Source organism: Methanosarcina sp. A14 (assembly GCF_001729375.1).
Lineage (GTDB): Archaea > Halobacteriota > Methanosarcinia > Methanosarcinales > Methanosarcinaceae > Methanosarcina > Methanosarcina barkeri.
Genome location: NZ_LZPK01000082.1, coordinates 1 through 17,516 on the forward strand (window position 1 = coordinate 1; position 17,516 = coordinate 17,516).

Annotated in this window: 10 protein-coding genes and 1 pseudogene; 4 read left to right on the forward strand and 7 right to left on the reverse strand. The window is 36.7% G+C overall.

Going from position 1 to position 17,516, the window contains the following annotated elements:
- Positions 1 to 471: 471 nt before the first annotated feature.
- Positions 472 to 2,133 (reverse strand): dihydroxy-acid dehydratase, encoded by a 1,662-nt coding sequence (gene ilvD, locus A9239_RS04925; RefSeq protein ID WP_048120931.1) that lies wholly within the window; start codon positions 2,131 to 2,133, stop codon positions 472 to 474.
- Positions 2,134 to 3,056: 923 nt separating this feature from the next.
- Positions 3,057 to 3,518: pseudogene (locus A9239_RS18810) on the reverse strand (transposase); the annotation flags it as partial.
- Positions 3,519 to 4,130: 612 nt separating this feature from the next.
- Here A9239_RS18810 and A9239_RS04930 point away from each other — a divergent pair.
- The 4 genes from A9239_RS04930 (at position 4,131) to A9239_RS04945 (ending at position 11,431) form a co-directional block, all read left to right on the forward strand.
- Complete coding sequence (locus A9239_RS04930; RefSeq protein ID WP_048120933.1) at positions 4,131 to 6,395, forward strand: AAA family ATPase; 2,265 nt, start codon at positions 4,131 to 4,133, stop codon at positions 6,393 to 6,395.
- Positions 6,396 to 7,677: 1,282 nt separating this feature from the next.
- Positions 7,678 to 8,031, forward strand: coding sequence for a hypothetical protein (locus A9239_RS04935; protein WP_048120935.1), 354 nt, complete (start codon positions 7,678 to 7,680; stop codon positions 8,029 to 8,031).
- A gap of 919 nt (positions 8,032 to 8,950) precedes the next feature.
- A complete protein-coding gene (locus A9239_RS04940) occupies positions 8,951 to 10,756 on the forward strand; it encodes a PAS domain-containing protein (RefSeq protein WP_048120937.1) in 1,806 nt (601 codons plus the stop codon).
- A gap of 204 nt (positions 10,757 to 10,960) precedes the next feature.
- Complete coding sequence (locus tag A9239_RS04945) at positions 10,961 to 11,431, forward strand: flavodoxin domain-containing protein (protein ID WP_048120938.1); 471 nt, start codon at positions 10,961 to 10,963, stop codon at positions 11,429 to 11,431.
- Positions 11,432 to 11,785: 354 nt separating this feature from the next.
- Here the strand turns inward: A9239_RS04945 and A9239_RS04950 are convergent, their stop codons facing one another.
- From A9239_RS04950 to A9239_RS04980, 5 genes are all read right to left on the reverse strand, one after another.
- Positions 11,786 to 12,583 (reverse strand): winged helix-turn-helix domain-containing protein, encoded by a 798-nt coding sequence (locus A9239_RS04950; protein ID WP_048120940.1) that lies wholly within the window; start codon positions 12,581 to 12,583, stop codon positions 11,786 to 11,788.
- 601 nt (positions 12,584 to 13,184) lie between these two features.
- Positions 13,185 to 13,592: a DUF1699 family protein gene (locus A9239_RS04955; protein ID WP_011307044.1), complete on the reverse strand. Its 408-nt coding sequence runs from the start codon at positions 13,590 to 13,592 to the stop codon at positions 13,185 to 13,187.
- A 1,413-nt stretch (positions 13,593 to 15,005) separates the two neighbouring features.
- A complete protein-coding gene (fae, locus tag A9239_RS04970; RefSeq protein ID WP_048123395.1) occupies positions 15,006 to 15,488 on the reverse strand; it encodes a formaldehyde-activating enzyme in 483 nt (160 codons plus the stop codon).
- A gap of 364 nt (positions 15,489 to 15,852) precedes the next feature.
- Complete coding sequence (locus tag A9239_RS04975; RefSeq protein WP_048120943.1) at positions 15,853 to 16,143, reverse strand: hypothetical protein; 291 nt, start codon at positions 16,141 to 16,143, stop codon at positions 15,853 to 15,855.
- Between the two features lie 291 nt (positions 16,144 to 16,434).
- Entirely contained in the window at positions 16,435 to 17,244 is an 810-nt protein-coding gene (locus A9239_RS04980) for a winged helix-turn-helix domain-containing protein (RefSeq protein WP_048155924.1), read from the reverse strand.
- Between the last annotated feature and the right edge of the window lie 272 nt (positions 17,245 to 17,516).

A 17,516-nucleotide genomic window follows, 5' to 3' on the forward strand; every position in this document is an offset into this window, starting at 1 on the left:
CTCTCCAGTTTGGAAGTGAGCTTTTTGACGAGTTGCTCAGGACCTCTACACGGATTACTCAAGTACTACATGAATAAGTAAGCCTTTTGAAAAAACTGCTTGCCCGCAACCCTTTTTAAAAAAGGCTTGACCGAAAACCCCGGCAACAACATGGTCGGCGTGATCAAACGGCTCAACGGTTGCATTCAAGATGGCTGAATTCTGATGAAGATGCGAGCTGAGTCATGGCTTATTTACGGGTAAGAGAAATAGTCTTCATTTGCTGAAAATGGCTAATTTAGGTATTATATTTTTCTGTTCTTTCAGATATTCTTTAAGAGATTCAAAAATGTCTTCATAAATTCTTTAGAGTTTCAAAAACATAAAAAACTTAAAGAACTTAGAGAACAGTGGATATAAGGTTTGGAAAAAATTAAAAAAGAGGAGGGATGAACCCTTCCGATTTTAAGTTTTTAAATAACCATGGAAAGCTCAGTCCACTATTCCTCCTGTATTTGCAGAGTGAACGGAACGCTGGTACCTTGCAAGGTAGCCTGTAACTTCCTTTTTTGGAGGTACGAATGCCGCCTTTCTTTTCTTAAGCTCTTCTTCTGAGACTTTAAGGTTCAGAACTCTTTCTGGAATATTAATCTCTATCATATCCCCGTCTTTTACCAGGGCAATTGGTCCTCCTTCGCTGGCTTCGGGAGAAACGTGTCCTATACATGGTCCGCGTGTGCCTCCAGAAAAGCGCCCGTCAGTTATCAGAGCCACAGACTCCAGCAACCCCATGCCTCCGATTGCGGCTGTAGCTGCAAGCATTTCCCTCATTCCAGGGCCGCCTTTTGGGCCTTCGTAGCGGATAACTACAATATCTCCTGGTTTTACATTGCCTGCAAGGATATTTTCCATAGCATCTTCTTCACAGTCATAAACTTTGGCAGGGCCTGTATAAACGCGCATTTTAGGGTCAACTGCTGCCTGTTTTACAACCGAACCGTCAGGGGCAAGGTTACCTTTAAGGACTGCAATGCCTCCTTCGGCATGTATAGGCTTGTCAAGAGTTGCAATTATCTCTTTATTGAGCTTCGGGTTAATAATCTTAAACTCGTTCAGGTTTTCCCCGATAGTTTTGCCGTTTACTGTAAGCTGATCTAGGTAAAGTTTGGAGGAAAGCCTTTGCATGACCGCCTGAACGCCACCTGCCCTATCAAAGTGTAGCATGAAATTAGGGCCGCCAGGGCGAAGAGAAATCAGGTGGGGAGTTGTCCTGCTCAACTCATCAAATTTTTCAAGAGGAAGATTCAGCCCGAATTCGTGGGCAAGGGCAGGAAGGTGCAGAGTGGTATTTGTGCTACCCCCGACTGCCATGTCTACCATTATGGCGTTTTCAAAAGACTTTAAAGTGACAATCTTTCTGGGAGTCAGGTTCTCTTTAACCATTTCAACGATACGCTCGCCGGATTCCTTGGCAATACGGACCTTTTTTGCATCCACTGCGTGAGCAGTTGCACAGCCCGGAAGGCTCAGACCAAGCGTTTCGGTCACACAGGCCATGGTGTTTGCGGTAAACATTCCTGCACAAGATCCGGCTCCTCCACAGGAAAGGTTTTCAAGCCTTTTAAGATCAAGTTCTGAGATTTTGCCTGCGCTGTAGGCCCCCACTCCTTCAAAGACCGAGATCAGGTCTGTATATTTGTCATCAACATAACCCGGAAGCATAGGCCCTCCAGTTACGACAATTGCAGGGATATCAAGCCTGCCTGCTGCCATAAGGTGACCCGGCACGATCTTGTCACATGTGGGAATAAGGACAATCCCATCAAACTGATGGGCTTTAACCATAAGCTCTATCGTGTCCTCAATAACTTCTCTGCTGGGAAGGGAATATTTCATACCCTCATGTCCCATTGCGATTCCATCGCATACTCCTATAGTATGGAATTCAAAAGGAACTCCCCCGGCGTTCCTGATTCCGGCTTTAACAGCCTCAGCAAGTTTATTCAGATGAATATGGCCAGGAATTATATCGTTCCAGGAATTAACGACTGCGATGAATGGTTTCCTCATCTCGGAATCTGTGACTCCTGTTGCTTTCAGAAGTGAACGGTTGGGAGCACGTTCAGGTCCCTCTTTGATGATATCGCTTCTCATTATAAATCTCCTTAAAATTTCATGATGAAAACTAAGTATAATGTATAGATAGGAAAAAACTTCATAGTATAAACAGGTTGGGGAAGAAAGAGTTGTAAAAACAAAAGAAGAAGGTACTGGAAAATTGGGGGAATAATCACAGAGACGCTGGATGAAAAGATAACTAATAAAATTAACTGCAATCCAGTTGGAATAAAAATCTGGCTTTGGAAATCTAAATGAAGAGTTTCAGGGAAAAACTCAATTTAACTAATATATATTACAAGTGGATAAAAGTCTATGTTTTAACCGTAAAAATTCCCAAACTTTTCACAAAAAGGCAAGATTCTATAATATCATCCAAATACTTATATAACGAATCAGATTTTTGTATCAATTGCATAGTGAACGGGCCTTCTCTGGACCACATCTACAAGATCACACCCGAACAAACAAACTATAAAATTAACCATGAGAGGATTATACCCGTTCACAGTTTATTCTGTTTTTCGTTTGAGTATTTATTTAATGATTAGTAGCAGGCGTATTTTCGGAATCTTTGACTCTCCAAGTGCAATTTTGGAATCGCCAGTATCTTCAAAACCATGAGTGTTATTCCTGAATGAAACAAATTGTTTTTATTACTAAGGAAGTACAGAGGGTCACGAATACCTCATCTTTATAGGCTGTTCGACAATTACTGGTAGTAATAAAATAATTATCGTCTGCTGTTAAATTGGAACTTTAACTTTATGAAATTTGCATTCCATTCCTTATTCCTTTCTTTTTAATGTGAAGAGTTCCATTTATTTCTATTTCTCATTCCAATTATTTTGTTTTTATTTGAGTAAATCCATAATTTTCTTGAGTTAGCTACCGTACACACTAAATTAAATTTGTTCTTGACTGATTTCAATCCTCTTGAATATATGGATCTAATCTCCAATAACTTTCAAAACGTCTTCTATTACCGTACTATTTTTTTGACGCCGAAGCTTTTACTATGTATCCATCAGTGCTTAATTACTCAAGACCTATTACTCCAAGATCTTTATTTAAATACTTCCGTGATCAATTTTTTATTTTCTTTCCTTAAGTCGCTGATTGTTCTAAATCAGGTTGCAGGTTTTCATCCAGATACCTGTAAACTACATTTTCTCGAACATTGCGAGCTATCGCTTGCGATGATCTAACCCTATCAAGTATCGATTGAATAAAAATCTTACATATTATGCAAGGATGATAAGAGTTGTGTCCATAATCGTTAGATCTTACTTTAAATTCACTAAATCCCTCTCATCTACAAAATACTCAACCAAATAGCAAACATGATCTAAAGGAATAAGATCTCGAATATCTGTATGTAAAGTCCAAACTTGATTTTTTGAATATTTGATGAAAGCCAGAACTCAAAATATTTGATATATTATTATAAAATTATTACTATGTATTCAAACCGTAACTCTAATTATCTGCGGTAATTGCTTGACTATATTACATTACAAGGTAAAGCGTCATCATTAGACCTCGTATGCCAAAGATATCGTTCGTAGTTAAATCGCTAACAGAGATTGGAGTAACTGTCTAATCTGACAAAGTCAAGATTGTTGAGCAGCCTGTTTAGGGGAGGGTAGCTGCAATCAATTTGATTTTTTACACAAAAACAGATTAATTGAAGAGTAAACAATATCAATCTTTCTAGAAATGTTGGAAAATTGACATATAGAGGGGTTTTGAGTGAAGATATTCGGTTAATTTAGCTTTTTATTCCAATTTAATATATTCTTGGAAATTTGAATTTGATAATTGATTATAATATAACTAAATATATAACAAAAATAGATCTTTGAATATAAATACTATAATTATAGTAAGTAAATTAATAATTACAAAAATTTAAACTTGATTAAATTTGGAAAGATATTTATGTCTAAAAATGTATTAAACTTCCTGCAATATAATTTAATACTGTAATATTTTTTTATACACTCAAGTGAGTTTTTATATGAGGAAAATTTATGAATGACTTAAAAATTGTTGTTGCCGGAGACGTAAGTGTAGATCGTTATTATTGGCCCAGAGTCAAATCCTCAAACGACGAAGATATAAACTGGAAATTGTACGATGGTATTAGCACAGAGAAACAACCTGGAGGAGCCGTTCTCTTAGCTGAAATAATAAAATGTTATCTTGTAAGTAAAAAAATTTCCCCTGAGTTAGTAATATCTCAAAATTGTAAAAATTTAATTCAAAAAAATTCTAATGAAATACTTCACACAAGTGTAAAATTAGATTTATTTCCTTCTTTCGATTCTAATGGTAAAAATAAGGAAGCTAAAATATATAGAGTAACAAAATATTTAGGTTACGCAACTCCTAAAGATGATATTAAATACCCACAACCATTAGAAATAATTGGTGATGATGAGAGTGCTAGTATCGTCGTACTTCACGATGCAGGAAATGGCTTCCGTAATGATAAAAATGTCTGGCCGAAAGCGATAAAAGGGGATAAAAAGCCAATTGTGATCTATAATATGTATCCACCTCTTTTTAATGGAGATCTATGGGATCATGTACTAAAGCATCATAAAGAAAATCTAATTTTAATCCTAAACGTAGACGATTTAAGAAAACTAGGCGCAAACATTAGTCGTTCAATTTCATGGGAAAAAAGTGCTATGGAGTTATTGTGGGAGATCGACAATAATGAAAAACTTGATAAAATTAAAGAGTTGACTAATGTAATTATCCGTTTTAAATTTGAAGGAGCGGTTCATTATAAAGGAAAAAACAGTAGATCAAATTTGTACTTTGACCCAGTATCAATAGAGGGAGGTTGGGATGGTGATAAATTTGGTAAAATGAGGGCTGGAACACTAGTCTTTGTTGCTGTTTTATCTTCACGTTTATTTTATGGGCTTGATAACAATAATGATTATAAAGTTCAGATAGGACGTAGTATTAGAAGAAGTTTAATTACATCATATAAGTTTCTACTGGATGGTTATGGAAATCATAACAGCACCCCATCCTTTAAACAAACTTTTTCAAACCTCTTTAATGAAAATGATCAAGGTTCCAGTAATAATGATCCTTCTTCATATAACGATAACTCATCTATAAGTAAATCCCCGAATGATCTTTCTTCATATAACAATAACTCATATATAATTAAATCTTCGAAATCCTCTGCTAGTCGTATACAATGTGTCACATTACCACAAATAGATGGTGCAATAAGACCAGATCCAAGTTTTTGGACAATTCTTGGAGGAAAAACAGAAAAAGAGTGTGCTGAAAAGAAAGAAAAGCCTATTGATCTAGAAAAACTTGCTTTAAATATAGTTACAGATGGGCTATCTACTCTTAAAGATTTTCCAGTAGGAATGTTTGGGAAATTAATTACAGTCGACCGAGCAGAGATAGAGAGTTTCAGAAGTATAATGAATATAATGAGAGAGTATATCTATTCTGAAAATAAACAAAAACCTCTGTCTATCGCAGTTTTTGGATCTCCAGGTTCTGGAAAGTCTTTCGGAATAACTGAAGTTGCAGAAAGTATAGATAACAAAAGAATTCAGAAAGTAGTTTTTAATATTTCGCAATTTACATCTACCAAGGACTTGGCAAGTGCCTTTCATAAAGTTAGAGATATTTCCTTAAGAGGGAAAATTCCACTAGTATTTTTTGATGAGTTTGATTCCAAGTTTGAAAGGGAAAATTTAGGTTGGATAAAATATTTTTTAGTACCAATGCAAGATGGGGAATTTATGGACTGTGATACCATGCATCCTATTGGAAAATCAATATTTGTTTTTGCGGGAGGCGTTTACTACACATATGACGATTTTTATAATTACTGTCGTTTATGTACCAACCAAAATATCCCTTCTGACAAAAATTTCTGCGATGATGTATCTAATAAATGCCCCGATTTCTTGAGCAGGCTTAGAGGATTTGTCAATATTCTTGGCCCTAATAAAACAGGTGATTTTGATGAGGCATACAAAATCCGTAGGGCAATTCTGTTACGCTCATTGATTGAAATGAACGCTCCAAATATGATCGATAGTAATGGTAATTTGCATATCAATGAAAAATTGTTAAATGCTCTTATCGACGCTCCAGGATATATTCATGGGGTACGCTCAATGCAGGCAATGGTGGATATGAGTATGCTTCATGAGGAAAATTCATGGCAAAAAGCCTCTTTACCTCCTAAAGAGCAACTTAAACTTCATATTGATGAAATAGATGCATTTTATCGAATTTTGGTCTGAAGCTTGATTTTACCTTAAGTGTGTAAGTACCCGCAACGAAGTAACCTATGCAACTTATGATTTATTGTGACTTTGATTGGCTACCTTGATCGTGAAAACCAAAACGTCCAATTGGAAATCTGCATAGTTTATTCTGAGACGGAGCCTAAGTATTAAAATTATATTTTCCAATAAATAAAGATACATCAAATTGTGGTCGGCCACTTCACTCTAAAAAATAGGTATGCTTCAGACCGCCCACAATTTGATTTTTAAAGATTTTTAAATCTTATTTTGCAAAGAACTGGTGTTACAGTTATGTGAATATAAAATAGCTAGTGAGGGTCACTTCATTCACAGACTTGAAAGTCAGGGCGTATTCGCGCCCCTCTGTGCCTCTATAGTAGTAAAAAGTCTCTAATTTCTTTTGGAACTGTATTAGGAATGTAGTTATTTTTTAACTGGCGATTTTTTTTCAGCATATTAACATTTGGTGAAGTTTTTGCTTTTTTGTGTTAACTTCATGAGATGTTTTTTATCCGTTTTAGTCATGTTTGCTAACTCCATACAAGGTTTATGCTGTTAATATATTCTAATTGTTCAAGGCATCAAGATCGCGACATAATTTGAGTATAACATCTAAATAATATAGACTCATTGAAAAATAATTAGTTTTTTAATGGATATTAAACCTTATTTTCCCAATTAAATGTAGTGTCAGCCCTTACCCCTTTAAGGTACATTCATTAAATGATCTATTTGCTGTTTAAAGGACTTAAATACTTTAATTGATAATTTAAACGTTGATTTTTCCTTACTTTTAACATTAAATTCGGTATGGATAAAAACGATATCACATGCCTTATTTATAAATAAACATAAATTGTAAAAGAATAAAGTATTTATCTCGCTCTCTTCTTGATTTTAAAGAGTATTATAAATTATTTATCTAAAAAATTGATTTTTAGAGTGTACCTTAATTGGAGAAACCCTAAATGCATACTTATTATCCAAAATAAGCATTGTATATCCTTAGTTTTAGTACTGATTTGGAAGGACCCTAAAATAATAGTTTAATAGCTTGGTCTAATGTTCTGATTTTTCTGTTTGTTTCTTCATTCCAGATATTTATAGAAAATGCCAATAATAACATATTGCAAACCTACATACAGAAGTAAGCGAACTCGAACAAAAGCTATACTATCTATGTAATTTTCTATAATTTATGTAATTATCTATAACTGAACATATATAAGGACTTAAGATTGTAATTACATACTTATAAAAATCTGGAGGTTGTGCAGTGAGTGCAGAATGTTGTACTGAAAGACAACAACACAATTTAATGATTGAAGAAGAGATTGAAAAAATAAAAGCGGAACTCGAAATAGCATCTGAGAAGGTCGCGTATTTCGATAGTTTAATAGTAGCCGCAGATAACCTGAAAAAATCTGCAGAGAATAAGATTATACAAACACAATCCAAAAAATTAGATTCGATCACCAACAAATTGGATTCACAAATTCAAAGTCTCGGAGAACTAATAAGGAAAGCTGAGATCAAAAGAGAGGAAGCAGTAAACAAAGTACTGGACGCAGAAGTTAGTATAATAGTGCTAGAAAATAAAATATTACACTTAAAATTAGCAAATTTTTAATCAATGTATAAAGGTCAAAAAGTAGTTGTGTGATGGGAAAATGTGTAGACTCTGTTTTTAAATTACAACCAGAACAGTGGCGCGAACATACCCATTACTTTTGGTGGGGTGGCCGTCCGCAATTTGATTTTCTTACGTCCTTATGATGAGATTGGAAATTACGGTGTATTCTGAAAAATGAATCCTGAAAGTAGATCGCAATATTAAGTATAAAGAGACTGAAGTAGGGTCTCCCTCATACCCTACTGCAGATCTTTAATGGAGGTTTTATGTTGTTTTAGACTTTTTGCCATTTTTGGGTTTTTTGCCATTTTTCTTTATTGTACTCCAGATTTACCGGTTTACTCAATTACTGTATCGTCTTCTAGAAATCCACTTACTTCACGCTTACCGATAAAAGTCTCTTTTTGAGATCTTTTAACTTTTACGTGTCTGATTAATGATGGGGTTCATGATAGACATCCAGATTTTAGAGACCCTATCTATGGTGGTATAATTATGAAATTTAACACCAGAGTTTCTCTAGCTGCAGACTTATACCTGCAATCTAGGAGTACGGATTCTTATTACCGTGCATTTATTATATATATTTTTCCCTTAAGGTGATAAAACAGAATTCGATGCATAAAGCTGAGTATCGGGGAGCTAAAAAAACTCATTATTTATAGTTATCGCTGTTAGCATTAATAACGACAAGAAAATAAAACGCTGTAATCAAAAAAATTGATGCTATCTAGATATGTAATCATATAAATGAACTATAGATAAAAAGCAAGAGCACAGAACACAAGAATAAAGGAGCGCAGGAAAGGGATATTAAAGAGTCCTGTGAAGGTGATTATATAGATGGATGAGGGGTCCCGAGGGCAAAGATCGTTAAGTTTGCGAGGGAAAGTGCTTTGTGAAGGTGATTGTGTATATGGGTGAGGAATTAGAGAACTATGGAGCTTTGAACGCGAACTTCCAGAACGCTGGTAGTAAAAACAACGTAGGAGGAGAAGCTCTCCACGCAGCTCTGGAAAGAGAAGAAACTCTGAGAATGATGATCAATAACAGCCACGTAGTGCTCTTTCTCTGGAAGAACGAAGATAAATGGCCTGTGGAGTTTGTCTCCGAAAATGTGACAAAATTCGGATACTCTGTAGAAGATTTCACTTCTGGAAGGATGCGATATAAAGATCTAATATACTTAGGTGATCTCAAAGAGATTGAGGAAGAATTTGAGAAAAAAGTAAAAAGTGGGGTTTCTACGTTCAGCCTGGAATACAGGATTGTAACAAAAACAGGAGATCTCCGCTGGATAAACGAAAGGACTTTTATCCAGAGAGATAAAAGTGGAGAGGTGACATACTTCCAGGGAGTAGTGCTTGATATCACCAGACGGAAAAAAGGCGAAGAAGAACTGAAAAAAACTCTTAAAATGCAGAAAGTGTTGATTACAGCAGTTAATAATAGTCCTGCAGTGGTCTTTCTCTGGAAGAATGAAAAGTACTGGCCTGCGATTTTTGTATCCGATAATGTAGTACAGTTTGGATACACAGTTGGCGACTTTCTATCACAGAAAATTCAGTACGGAAAAATCATACACCCTGATGACCTGAAAAGAGTAGAAGAGGAACTTGACAGGAGCATTCAAAAAGGGGAGGTAAGCTTCAACTCTGAGTACAGGATTTTTACAAAAGCCGGAGATATGTTGTGGGTAAACGAGAGAACCTTTATTCAGAGAGATATAGAAGGAAAAGTAGCCTGCTTTCAGGGAATAGTACTGGATATAACCCATAGAAAGAAAACTGAAAAAGCCCTGAGAAAATCATTAAAAACGCAGGAAATGCTGGAAAGCATAATTAATAAAAGTCCGGCAGTAGCTTTTCTAAGAAACAATATAGGGAGAATTCCTACAAATTTAGAAAAATTGTCTGCAAATTTAGAAAACTGGCCTGTAGATTATATTTCTGAAAACGTAACGCAGTTTGGGTACTCAGTAGAAGATTTTCTTTCTGGAAAAGTACATTATGGGAACATAATCCATAGAGAAGATATTCAGGCAGTGGCTGAAAGTCTGGCACGCTCGGTAAGAGAAGGATATGATTCCTTCGAGATGGAATATAGAATTATTACCGGAGACGGCAGTATATACTGGGTCGAAGACCGAACACTTATTCAGCGAGACAGTAAAGGCAAAGTCACTCATTTTCAGGGAATAGTCATCGATGTTACTGAGAGAAAAAAGGCTGAGAAAATGCTCGAAATCCAGAGGGAGCTGGGGGTATCCCTCAGTACTACCTGGAATCTTCAGACCATGCTTAACCAGATCCTTGACACCTGCCTGAAAATAGAAGAGATAGATGCTGCAGGCATATATTTGAAAGACGAACTTCTGGACCAGATTAATCTGGTTGCACATCGGGGACTTTCTCCCGAATTCGTGAAAAGTGTTTCAATATATAGGGCAGATTCTCCTGAAGCTCGGCAGATATGGACTGAGAAACCGGTCTACAGGATGGATTTTTTTGCAGATAAAATGACAGATTTAATCAGGAAAGAAAAACTTACTGCAATCGCCGTGATTCCTATGAAGCACAGAGGAGAAATCATAGGCAGCCTTAATTTTGCTTCTCATACTACAGACCGGATTCCACAGAACGTATGCAATTTTCTTGAGAGTGTAGCTCTCCAGGTAGTGAACTATATATCTCCTCTTCGTATTGCGGCAGACCTTGGATAATATTTTTTCATACGTAAAGTCAACCTGATCCTGGACGAAACCCTTATTTAAATTAATTTTTATAATTAATGCAGGATTGAAAAGTGAGAAAACTTCGGGTCTCGCCTTGTTTCCCGGTTTTTGGAAAATACGCAAACCTGTTTTGATCACTTTTTGTCCGTTACTGACGTTAATATAAGATCTTACATAGGGTGGGGGATAATATTGAAGGCGGTAGTAGTTTATCTCAGTACCTCGGGGAATACGAAAGCTATGGCAGAAGCAATAGCTAGTGGAATTGAGTCAAAACATGTGGATGCAAAAGCTATTAGCTTTTATGACGTAAAACTCGAGGATCTTTACGAAGCCGATGCGATCGCAGTCGGTTCATCGACTTTTTATTACAGGATGCTTCAGCCCATGGAAAAATTCATGGATGAAACTCTAGCTTCCACAAACCCAAAAGGAAAAATAGGGGTTGCTTTCGGATCGTACGGATGGAGCGGAGAAGCACCTATAATGATAGCCGAAAAAATGCGAGACATGGGAATGACTGTCATAGACCCTGTACTCAGGATACTGCACAAGCCCACAGACAAGGACCTGCAGGAGTGCAAAAGGCTTGGAGTTGACATTGCCGAAAAGCTAAAGCATAGAAGTAGCAAAACTCCACAACCACAGGGAGCACCGAGTTAACCTCAGTTTTGAAAGCATACAAACTTGATATCTAAACCTACTCCAAGCCCGGTAACCATGAAAATACTGGACGGAAAACCAAATTAAACTGCAGAAACCACCGAAGATGCGGGAAACACCCAAAGACTATACCTCTGTTTTTTTCAGCGTCTTCGGTATTAATTTACTTCACTGTCGAAACCTGGGAAAATCAGTCTTTGATAGAGTTGAACGCAAGTTTCTCTAGTCCATAATTCAGTCGTCTTGAGCCAACCGTTGCGCCGGTTAATCACGCCGACCATGTTGTTGCCGGGGTTTTCGGTCAAGCCTTTTTTAAAAAGGGTTGCGGGCAAGCAGTTTTTTCAAAAGGCTTACTTATTCATGTAGTACTTGAGTAATCCGTGTAGAGGTCCTGAGCAACTCGTCAAAAAGCTCACTTCCAAACTGGAGAGCTGAAGGCTCGTAACTTATCAGGCTTTCCCTATCGAAATGCTTCTGACTTTTCGGGAAAAGGGAAATCATGACAAATCTGTCGGTTGCGGTAAGATTTGCGATCCTGAGTTCTCCAGAGTACAGGAAAAACTTCACGTTCTCGAAGGTCAGTATATTCTGGAGTTCTTTGAGGTAATCCTCAGAGTAGTGCTCAAAAACAGGTTCAGACACGAGAAAAGAGAGCTTGACTCCTTCTCTGGCAAGTTCCTGGCACATCGAAATAAGCGAGGAATCAAAATAGGCTATGCATTCAAGAATACTACTCGATTTAGAGAGGTTGTCAACAATCTCTGGATCAAGCTCGAACATCCTGTCCAGATCTGGCTGAATCAGCTTACACTTTCCGAGTTCTCCAAGCCTCCTTCGGAAAGAAAGGGGAATTCCCTGAAAATCTCTTTCAGCCCAGTAATCAAAATTGTCCTCGAAAACATTAATTATGCTGACAAGAGGCTGCATCTTTTCAACAAGGACTTTTCCTATAAGTGAGAGGTTGTAGGTTTTGTCTTCCTGAACAACCAGGGATTTTTCTTTTAATTTTTTTATCTGAGGCAAAATGGCAGTTGACGTTACCTCAAGGGCCCCCTTGATCTCATCCATATTTTTCGGCCCGTCTTTCAGAAAGAGCAATAACTGCTTTCGCTTGTCGGAAAGAAAAATCAACTCTAGAAGTTCTAATTGCAACCCTTCAGTCTCCTATTGAATTTTATATAGCTAAAGAGATTAGAGCTGTCAAAGGTATATAAGTTACTACTGTTTCCAACCTTTTTATATATTTAAATTTATTAAAATTGTTATATTGATAATTGGACTGGGTTAATAGACTAAAGAACTATTTTGAAGAAGTTTTTTATGAAGAAGTTTCCCACGTTTTGCCCTGATATATAGAGTTCATCCCAAAACCAACTTTATTCCCATCTCACATAAATTTACATAACTGTTTTCCGTGATCAGAAACTCGATTGCGTATTCAAAATTAGTTATTTAAAGAGTAATTTTGAGTTTTGGGATCGGCTCATAATTAAACAGAAAATAAAGAGTAAATGAAAAACTACCAATTTTACAAAAAGAGTGTAAAATAGATAATAATTAAAAAACATACGGAGTCTCCTCGCCCTGGAACGCTCACGCTACTTTCCAGGATAAGGGAACCCATTTAGACTCCTTAAAATTAAGGTTTAAGCTAGAATCTGGATAATAGAGAATATTCTCAAAGACTTGAGACTAATTATATAGCTTTACCTGCACTCAAGAATCTAGTGGAAATTCCTGATCTGATATTTATTCAGGCAGAAGCTTCCTTGGTCAGGATATAAGCAACCATCTCAGGATTGAGTTTGCTTTCTCTTGCAACCTTTTCTTCGATTCTTTCAGCAGGTGTCCCTTCCGATTTTAGCTCCCTTATTTTTTCAATGACTGAGGAAGGAATACTGTAGTATTCGTTAATATCCTTCCTGTGACCCCAGACATCACCTTCGATAAGCTGGATTCTCTGCATCTCAAGGAACATTTCTATAGATTTCGACACCGTGCGCCTATAAGATTTGGGCAACTGAATTACCTCAATTTTCGGGCAAGTTTCAACGAGTGCAAAAATGTCCTTGTTCGAAGGCCTGAAGGCCAGATGAACAACACGCTCATTAGGATTGAGAGTGAATATTTCCTCTCTGGAACTAACGACTCTAATCTTCATGTATGCAATTCCCCCACTATAAAGTTCTTATTTTTTACCTCAATATAAACTACTTATACTTATTATAAATATTTATCTGCCCGCGCTTTTAATTTTTACGTAGTTACCAAGTCTTCGATATCCGTTTCAGTCCCCATAAAGGCCGGTAAAAGCCTGGAAAGAATAAGACCTGCAAAAATAATCATAACTCAGAAATTTTAGTCCTCGCGGGAATTCTCAGCAAAGAAATAAAAGAAAAAACAAAAACCTGTTTCTGAACGTGCTACTGAACGTGCTACTGAACGTGCCCCCTTTAACGTGCTCCCTTAACATGCTCCTAAATGTACTCCTGAACGACTCCTAAAACAGAGATATACCCATAAAGTTTGAGAAATATTCTGGAAATATAACATTGCAAGTATAACCATTCAGTACCGCAAAATCCGGAAAGAAAAAGCCACCCTGCTATTATATAATACTTGATGTCAGGTCATCTGGCAGCTTCATACTTCATAGGAAGAGCTAGAAATCCAGAAATTAAAAAAACAGGAAATAATTTTGGAAGAAAGATATTCTTTGAGACATACAATTGCCCCAGAAAGGAAAAAATAAGGACAGAGGTTACTTCATGCCGTAAAAATCAAGGTATCAGCCTACTGCATATATCTTTTCCCGATTAACTATTAGCACAAACTTTACGATAAACTTATACTTTCTGGCATTTTTTGAATAAAAAATTATTAGGAGAAGCAGTTTGTTACTTTTCCTGTAAAATCACAAATCTCAAAAAGTTGTTGGGTAGAAAATTCCATATAAGTAGATCAATTTTCTCCATAGTGCGCAAAAACTTGACTTCAAATTTAAAGCAAATTTGAGACACTGCTTTAGGATTTGGCATTTGGTCAGTTGAATATGTTATCACTTTAGAATCCGGAGCTAAGAATACGACTTTTCTGACTTTGTTTTCCAAAAAAACGGGTTGTACTTCCTGTCAAACTTTTTTAGCTCCTTAGAGACAAACATAGAGAATTAAGGATAAGAAATCCTGAGAGACACATATAGAGAATTAAGGATAAGAAATACGTCATAAGAGCCTGTTATTGAAGTAGGGTAGTATAACTGTTGTATATCAGGTATTATTTACCCTGGAAAGACCAGCTGTTCAGGGATAATGCAATCCGCAAATATTGCAGTCCATAGCGATTCCTGGTTCTGTACTGCACAGGAAATCCGAAAGACTGGAGAAATGTATGCAGGTAGCTATACCCAAAATTCTACTTGAAACATGCCAGGATTATTTAGAAAATGCTGCAGGCAGAGTCTCTCTTAGAGTAAATAAAAAAATCTGAGATCCCAGCCTATCAGCAGCTTAAGAAGTCAAGTTTCAACCTGAAACAAATTGCTTTTGAAGTTTAAATTGCGCGGAATTATAACTCAGGCAAACGGATGTTTTGCTGAATCTTTTTTAGCAAGCGCTTCTTTGACAGTAGGCCTGCCTTCCATAGCTCTTGCTATTGCAAGCTTTGTCGCCTCATAGTTAAATTCATAAACTTTGTCCTTATCTTTCGCATCCCATTCAATAAATACGGAAACGATAATAAAAGTGTCATCAGCCTGTTCTTCAGAGAGCACTCCATCAGCTACGGAATCCATAACTGCCTTTGCAACTGCAGCCTGAGCCGGCCCGAACATAAGAGCAGCTTGCGATACATTTTTAATCGTTACCTTATTTACAAGCAAGGTCGCAGGTTTGGGCTGGATATTTGGTTCCAGGACTGCAAGAAGTGGAGTATGACCCTGCCTGGGCATTGCAAGCGAATTCATAAACGCTGCTTCAACTGGGCTTCCTCTAGGCCCAATAACAAGATCTATGTGTGCAACTTCCGGACCAGAGCCTATGAGAGCTTCTCCTACCATACTTTTTAGGATATTTTTTACCAGATTTAACACCTCAGCGTATTTTATAAACAAAGACTTAATACCCAAAATCGCCAGAGAGAAGAGAATAAATTTTCATATCGTCAATGGATAAGATGGCGAATTAGTTATTAAGCATAATTACTCCTTAGGGAGAATGATTAACCCTGTTAATACTTATACACATACATAAATAATTTGCCAGTTCTGGATTAAACAGAGCAATGAAAACAGAAGTTCGAAATCAGGTGCAAAAAGGAATAAGTAAATTAGACAAAAAACAGAAATATTCAAAAAAAGCTTCAAAAGGCAAAACCATGACGATAAAACTTCAAGCTAATGACTGGAAACTTAAAGTATCGGTTCAAAAAGAAATACCTGAAAGGATTTCAAGTCTTTTGTTCCAGTGGTCCAATCCTCTTTTTGCTGCATACCAGTCGAAAAAACTGCTTTCTTTATTTATAGTTGGAGTTTCGAGCTCTGCCTGGAGTTCAGCAGAACTGAACCCAAATTTTGTTTCGAAATCCCTGCAGATTGCAGAATAACTTTTGATTTTATACCTGGCAACGTGCTTTTCATGCTCAAGAGCCGAGCGAATAGCCTCAGTCACTTCGTGAGGCGAGAAATTAGTTTCGATATTAAGCGTGAAACTCATAACTATCCCCCACTAATATTAGCCTCTTATTCCATTAAACAGTTATCCAAGGTAAATGGTTAGACACACTTGCTACCTGAAAAACTCTGTATTTTAAGCTTTAAGAACAAACTGAAAGCCTTTAATTTTTTAAAGCTTTTATATTTTGAGCTTTTTATATTTTGAGCTTTTTATATTTTGAGCTTTTTATATTTTGAGCTTTTTATATTTTGAGCTTTTAGAACTTTTATATGAGGGTCTAACTGTTAGCTGCTCACTATTATCTACATTTAACTTCAGATGAAATAAAACCTAAAGAATTATTGGATTCGTTTTGGCTGAAACCGGTACTGCTTCCTTTTGTAAATATGAAAAAAGATCGGTCCCCCATTTGAGAGCTTGAGGCTCGGAGCTGAACAGGCTTTCATGCTCAAAAAACTTTACTTGAGGAAGAATGGTGAGCAGGAAGAACCTATCTGTAACTGTAACTCCTGCGAGTTTAGAGTCTTTCGGGAAAAGATACAAGCTGACATGTTCAAACTGAACCAGAGTTTGGAAACTTTCGCTGTAATCAGCTTTAAATCTCTTTAACACAGGCTCGGTCAGGATTAAAAAAATCTGAGCTTCTTTTTTTGCGATTTCCAGGTAGAGAGAAACAAGTGAGGGATGAAAATAGGAACTGAAGCTGAGAACCTGCTTTGAAAGAAGGAGATTTTCCACAAACTGAGGGTCCAGTTCGAACATATGGCTCAGATCTGGACGGATAAGTTTGCAGTTTTTCAACTCCAAGATTCGACTTCGTAAAACATGAGGGATTCCATCGAAACTCCGTCGTGACCAGTAATCAAAATTATCTTCGAACACCTCCAGAGTATCCAGAAGAGGCGACATCTTATCTACAATCGCTTTTCCCATAACGGAGAGCTCATAAGTGTGACCCTTCTGTATAATCAGTTCTCTGTCCTTAAGTCTTTTAAGCTGGGGGAGGATAGAGACAGAGTCTACAGACAAGTGTTCCTGAATTTCGTCTATGGATCTGGGCCTATCTTTGAGGAAAATCAGGAGGGTTCTGCGCCTTTCAGACCGAAAGACCAGTTCCATTAACCCGATTTTTGTGCCCATCAGAACCACCATCAAAAAAGCTTATTATATGAAGATGGTATGACAGTTATAAATACATTTTCATTAATTTTACACACTTGAAAGTAAGTATTAGATACAAAAAAGCTCCATTTTTAAATTTTGGAGCATTTTAACCCCAGAAATATATAAGAACTTTTTAATTTTATATATGATGATAATATAAAAGGAATCTCAAACAGTTTCTCAAAAAGTTGTCAATTCGTTTTTTAGAAGTTGTCAATTCGTTTTTTAGAAGTTGTCAATTCGTTTTT

Bases quoted from the DNA above. Each gene is read 5' to 3' on its own strand.
- ilvD (WP_048120931.1), bottom strand. From the start codon at position 2,133: ATGAGAAGCGATATCATCAAAGAGGGACCTGAACGTGCTCCCAACCGT.
- A9239_RS04975 (WP_048120943.1), bottom strand. From the start codon at position 16,143: ATGAGTTTCACGCTTAATATCGAAACTAATTTCTCGCCTCACGAAGTG.
- A9239_RS04980 (WP_048155924.1), bottom strand. From the start codon at position 17,244: ATGGGCACAAAAATCGGGTTAATGGAACTGGTCTTTCGGTCTGAAAGG.
- A9239_RS04930 (WP_048120933.1), top strand. From the start codon at position 4,131: ATGAATGACTTAAAAATTGTTGTTGCCGGAGACGTAAGTGTAGATCGT.
- A9239_RS04955 (WP_011307044.1), bottom strand. From the start codon at position 13,592: ATGAAGATTAGAGTCGTTAGTTCCAGAGAGGAAATATTCACTCTCAAT.
- fae (WP_048123395.1), bottom strand. From the start codon at position 15,488: ATGGTAGGAGAAGCTCTCATAGGCTCTGGTCCGGAAGTTGCACACATA.
- A9239_RS04940 (WP_048120937.1), top strand. From the start codon at position 8,951: ATGGGTGAGGAATTAGAGAACTATGGAGCTTTGAACGCGAACTTCCAG.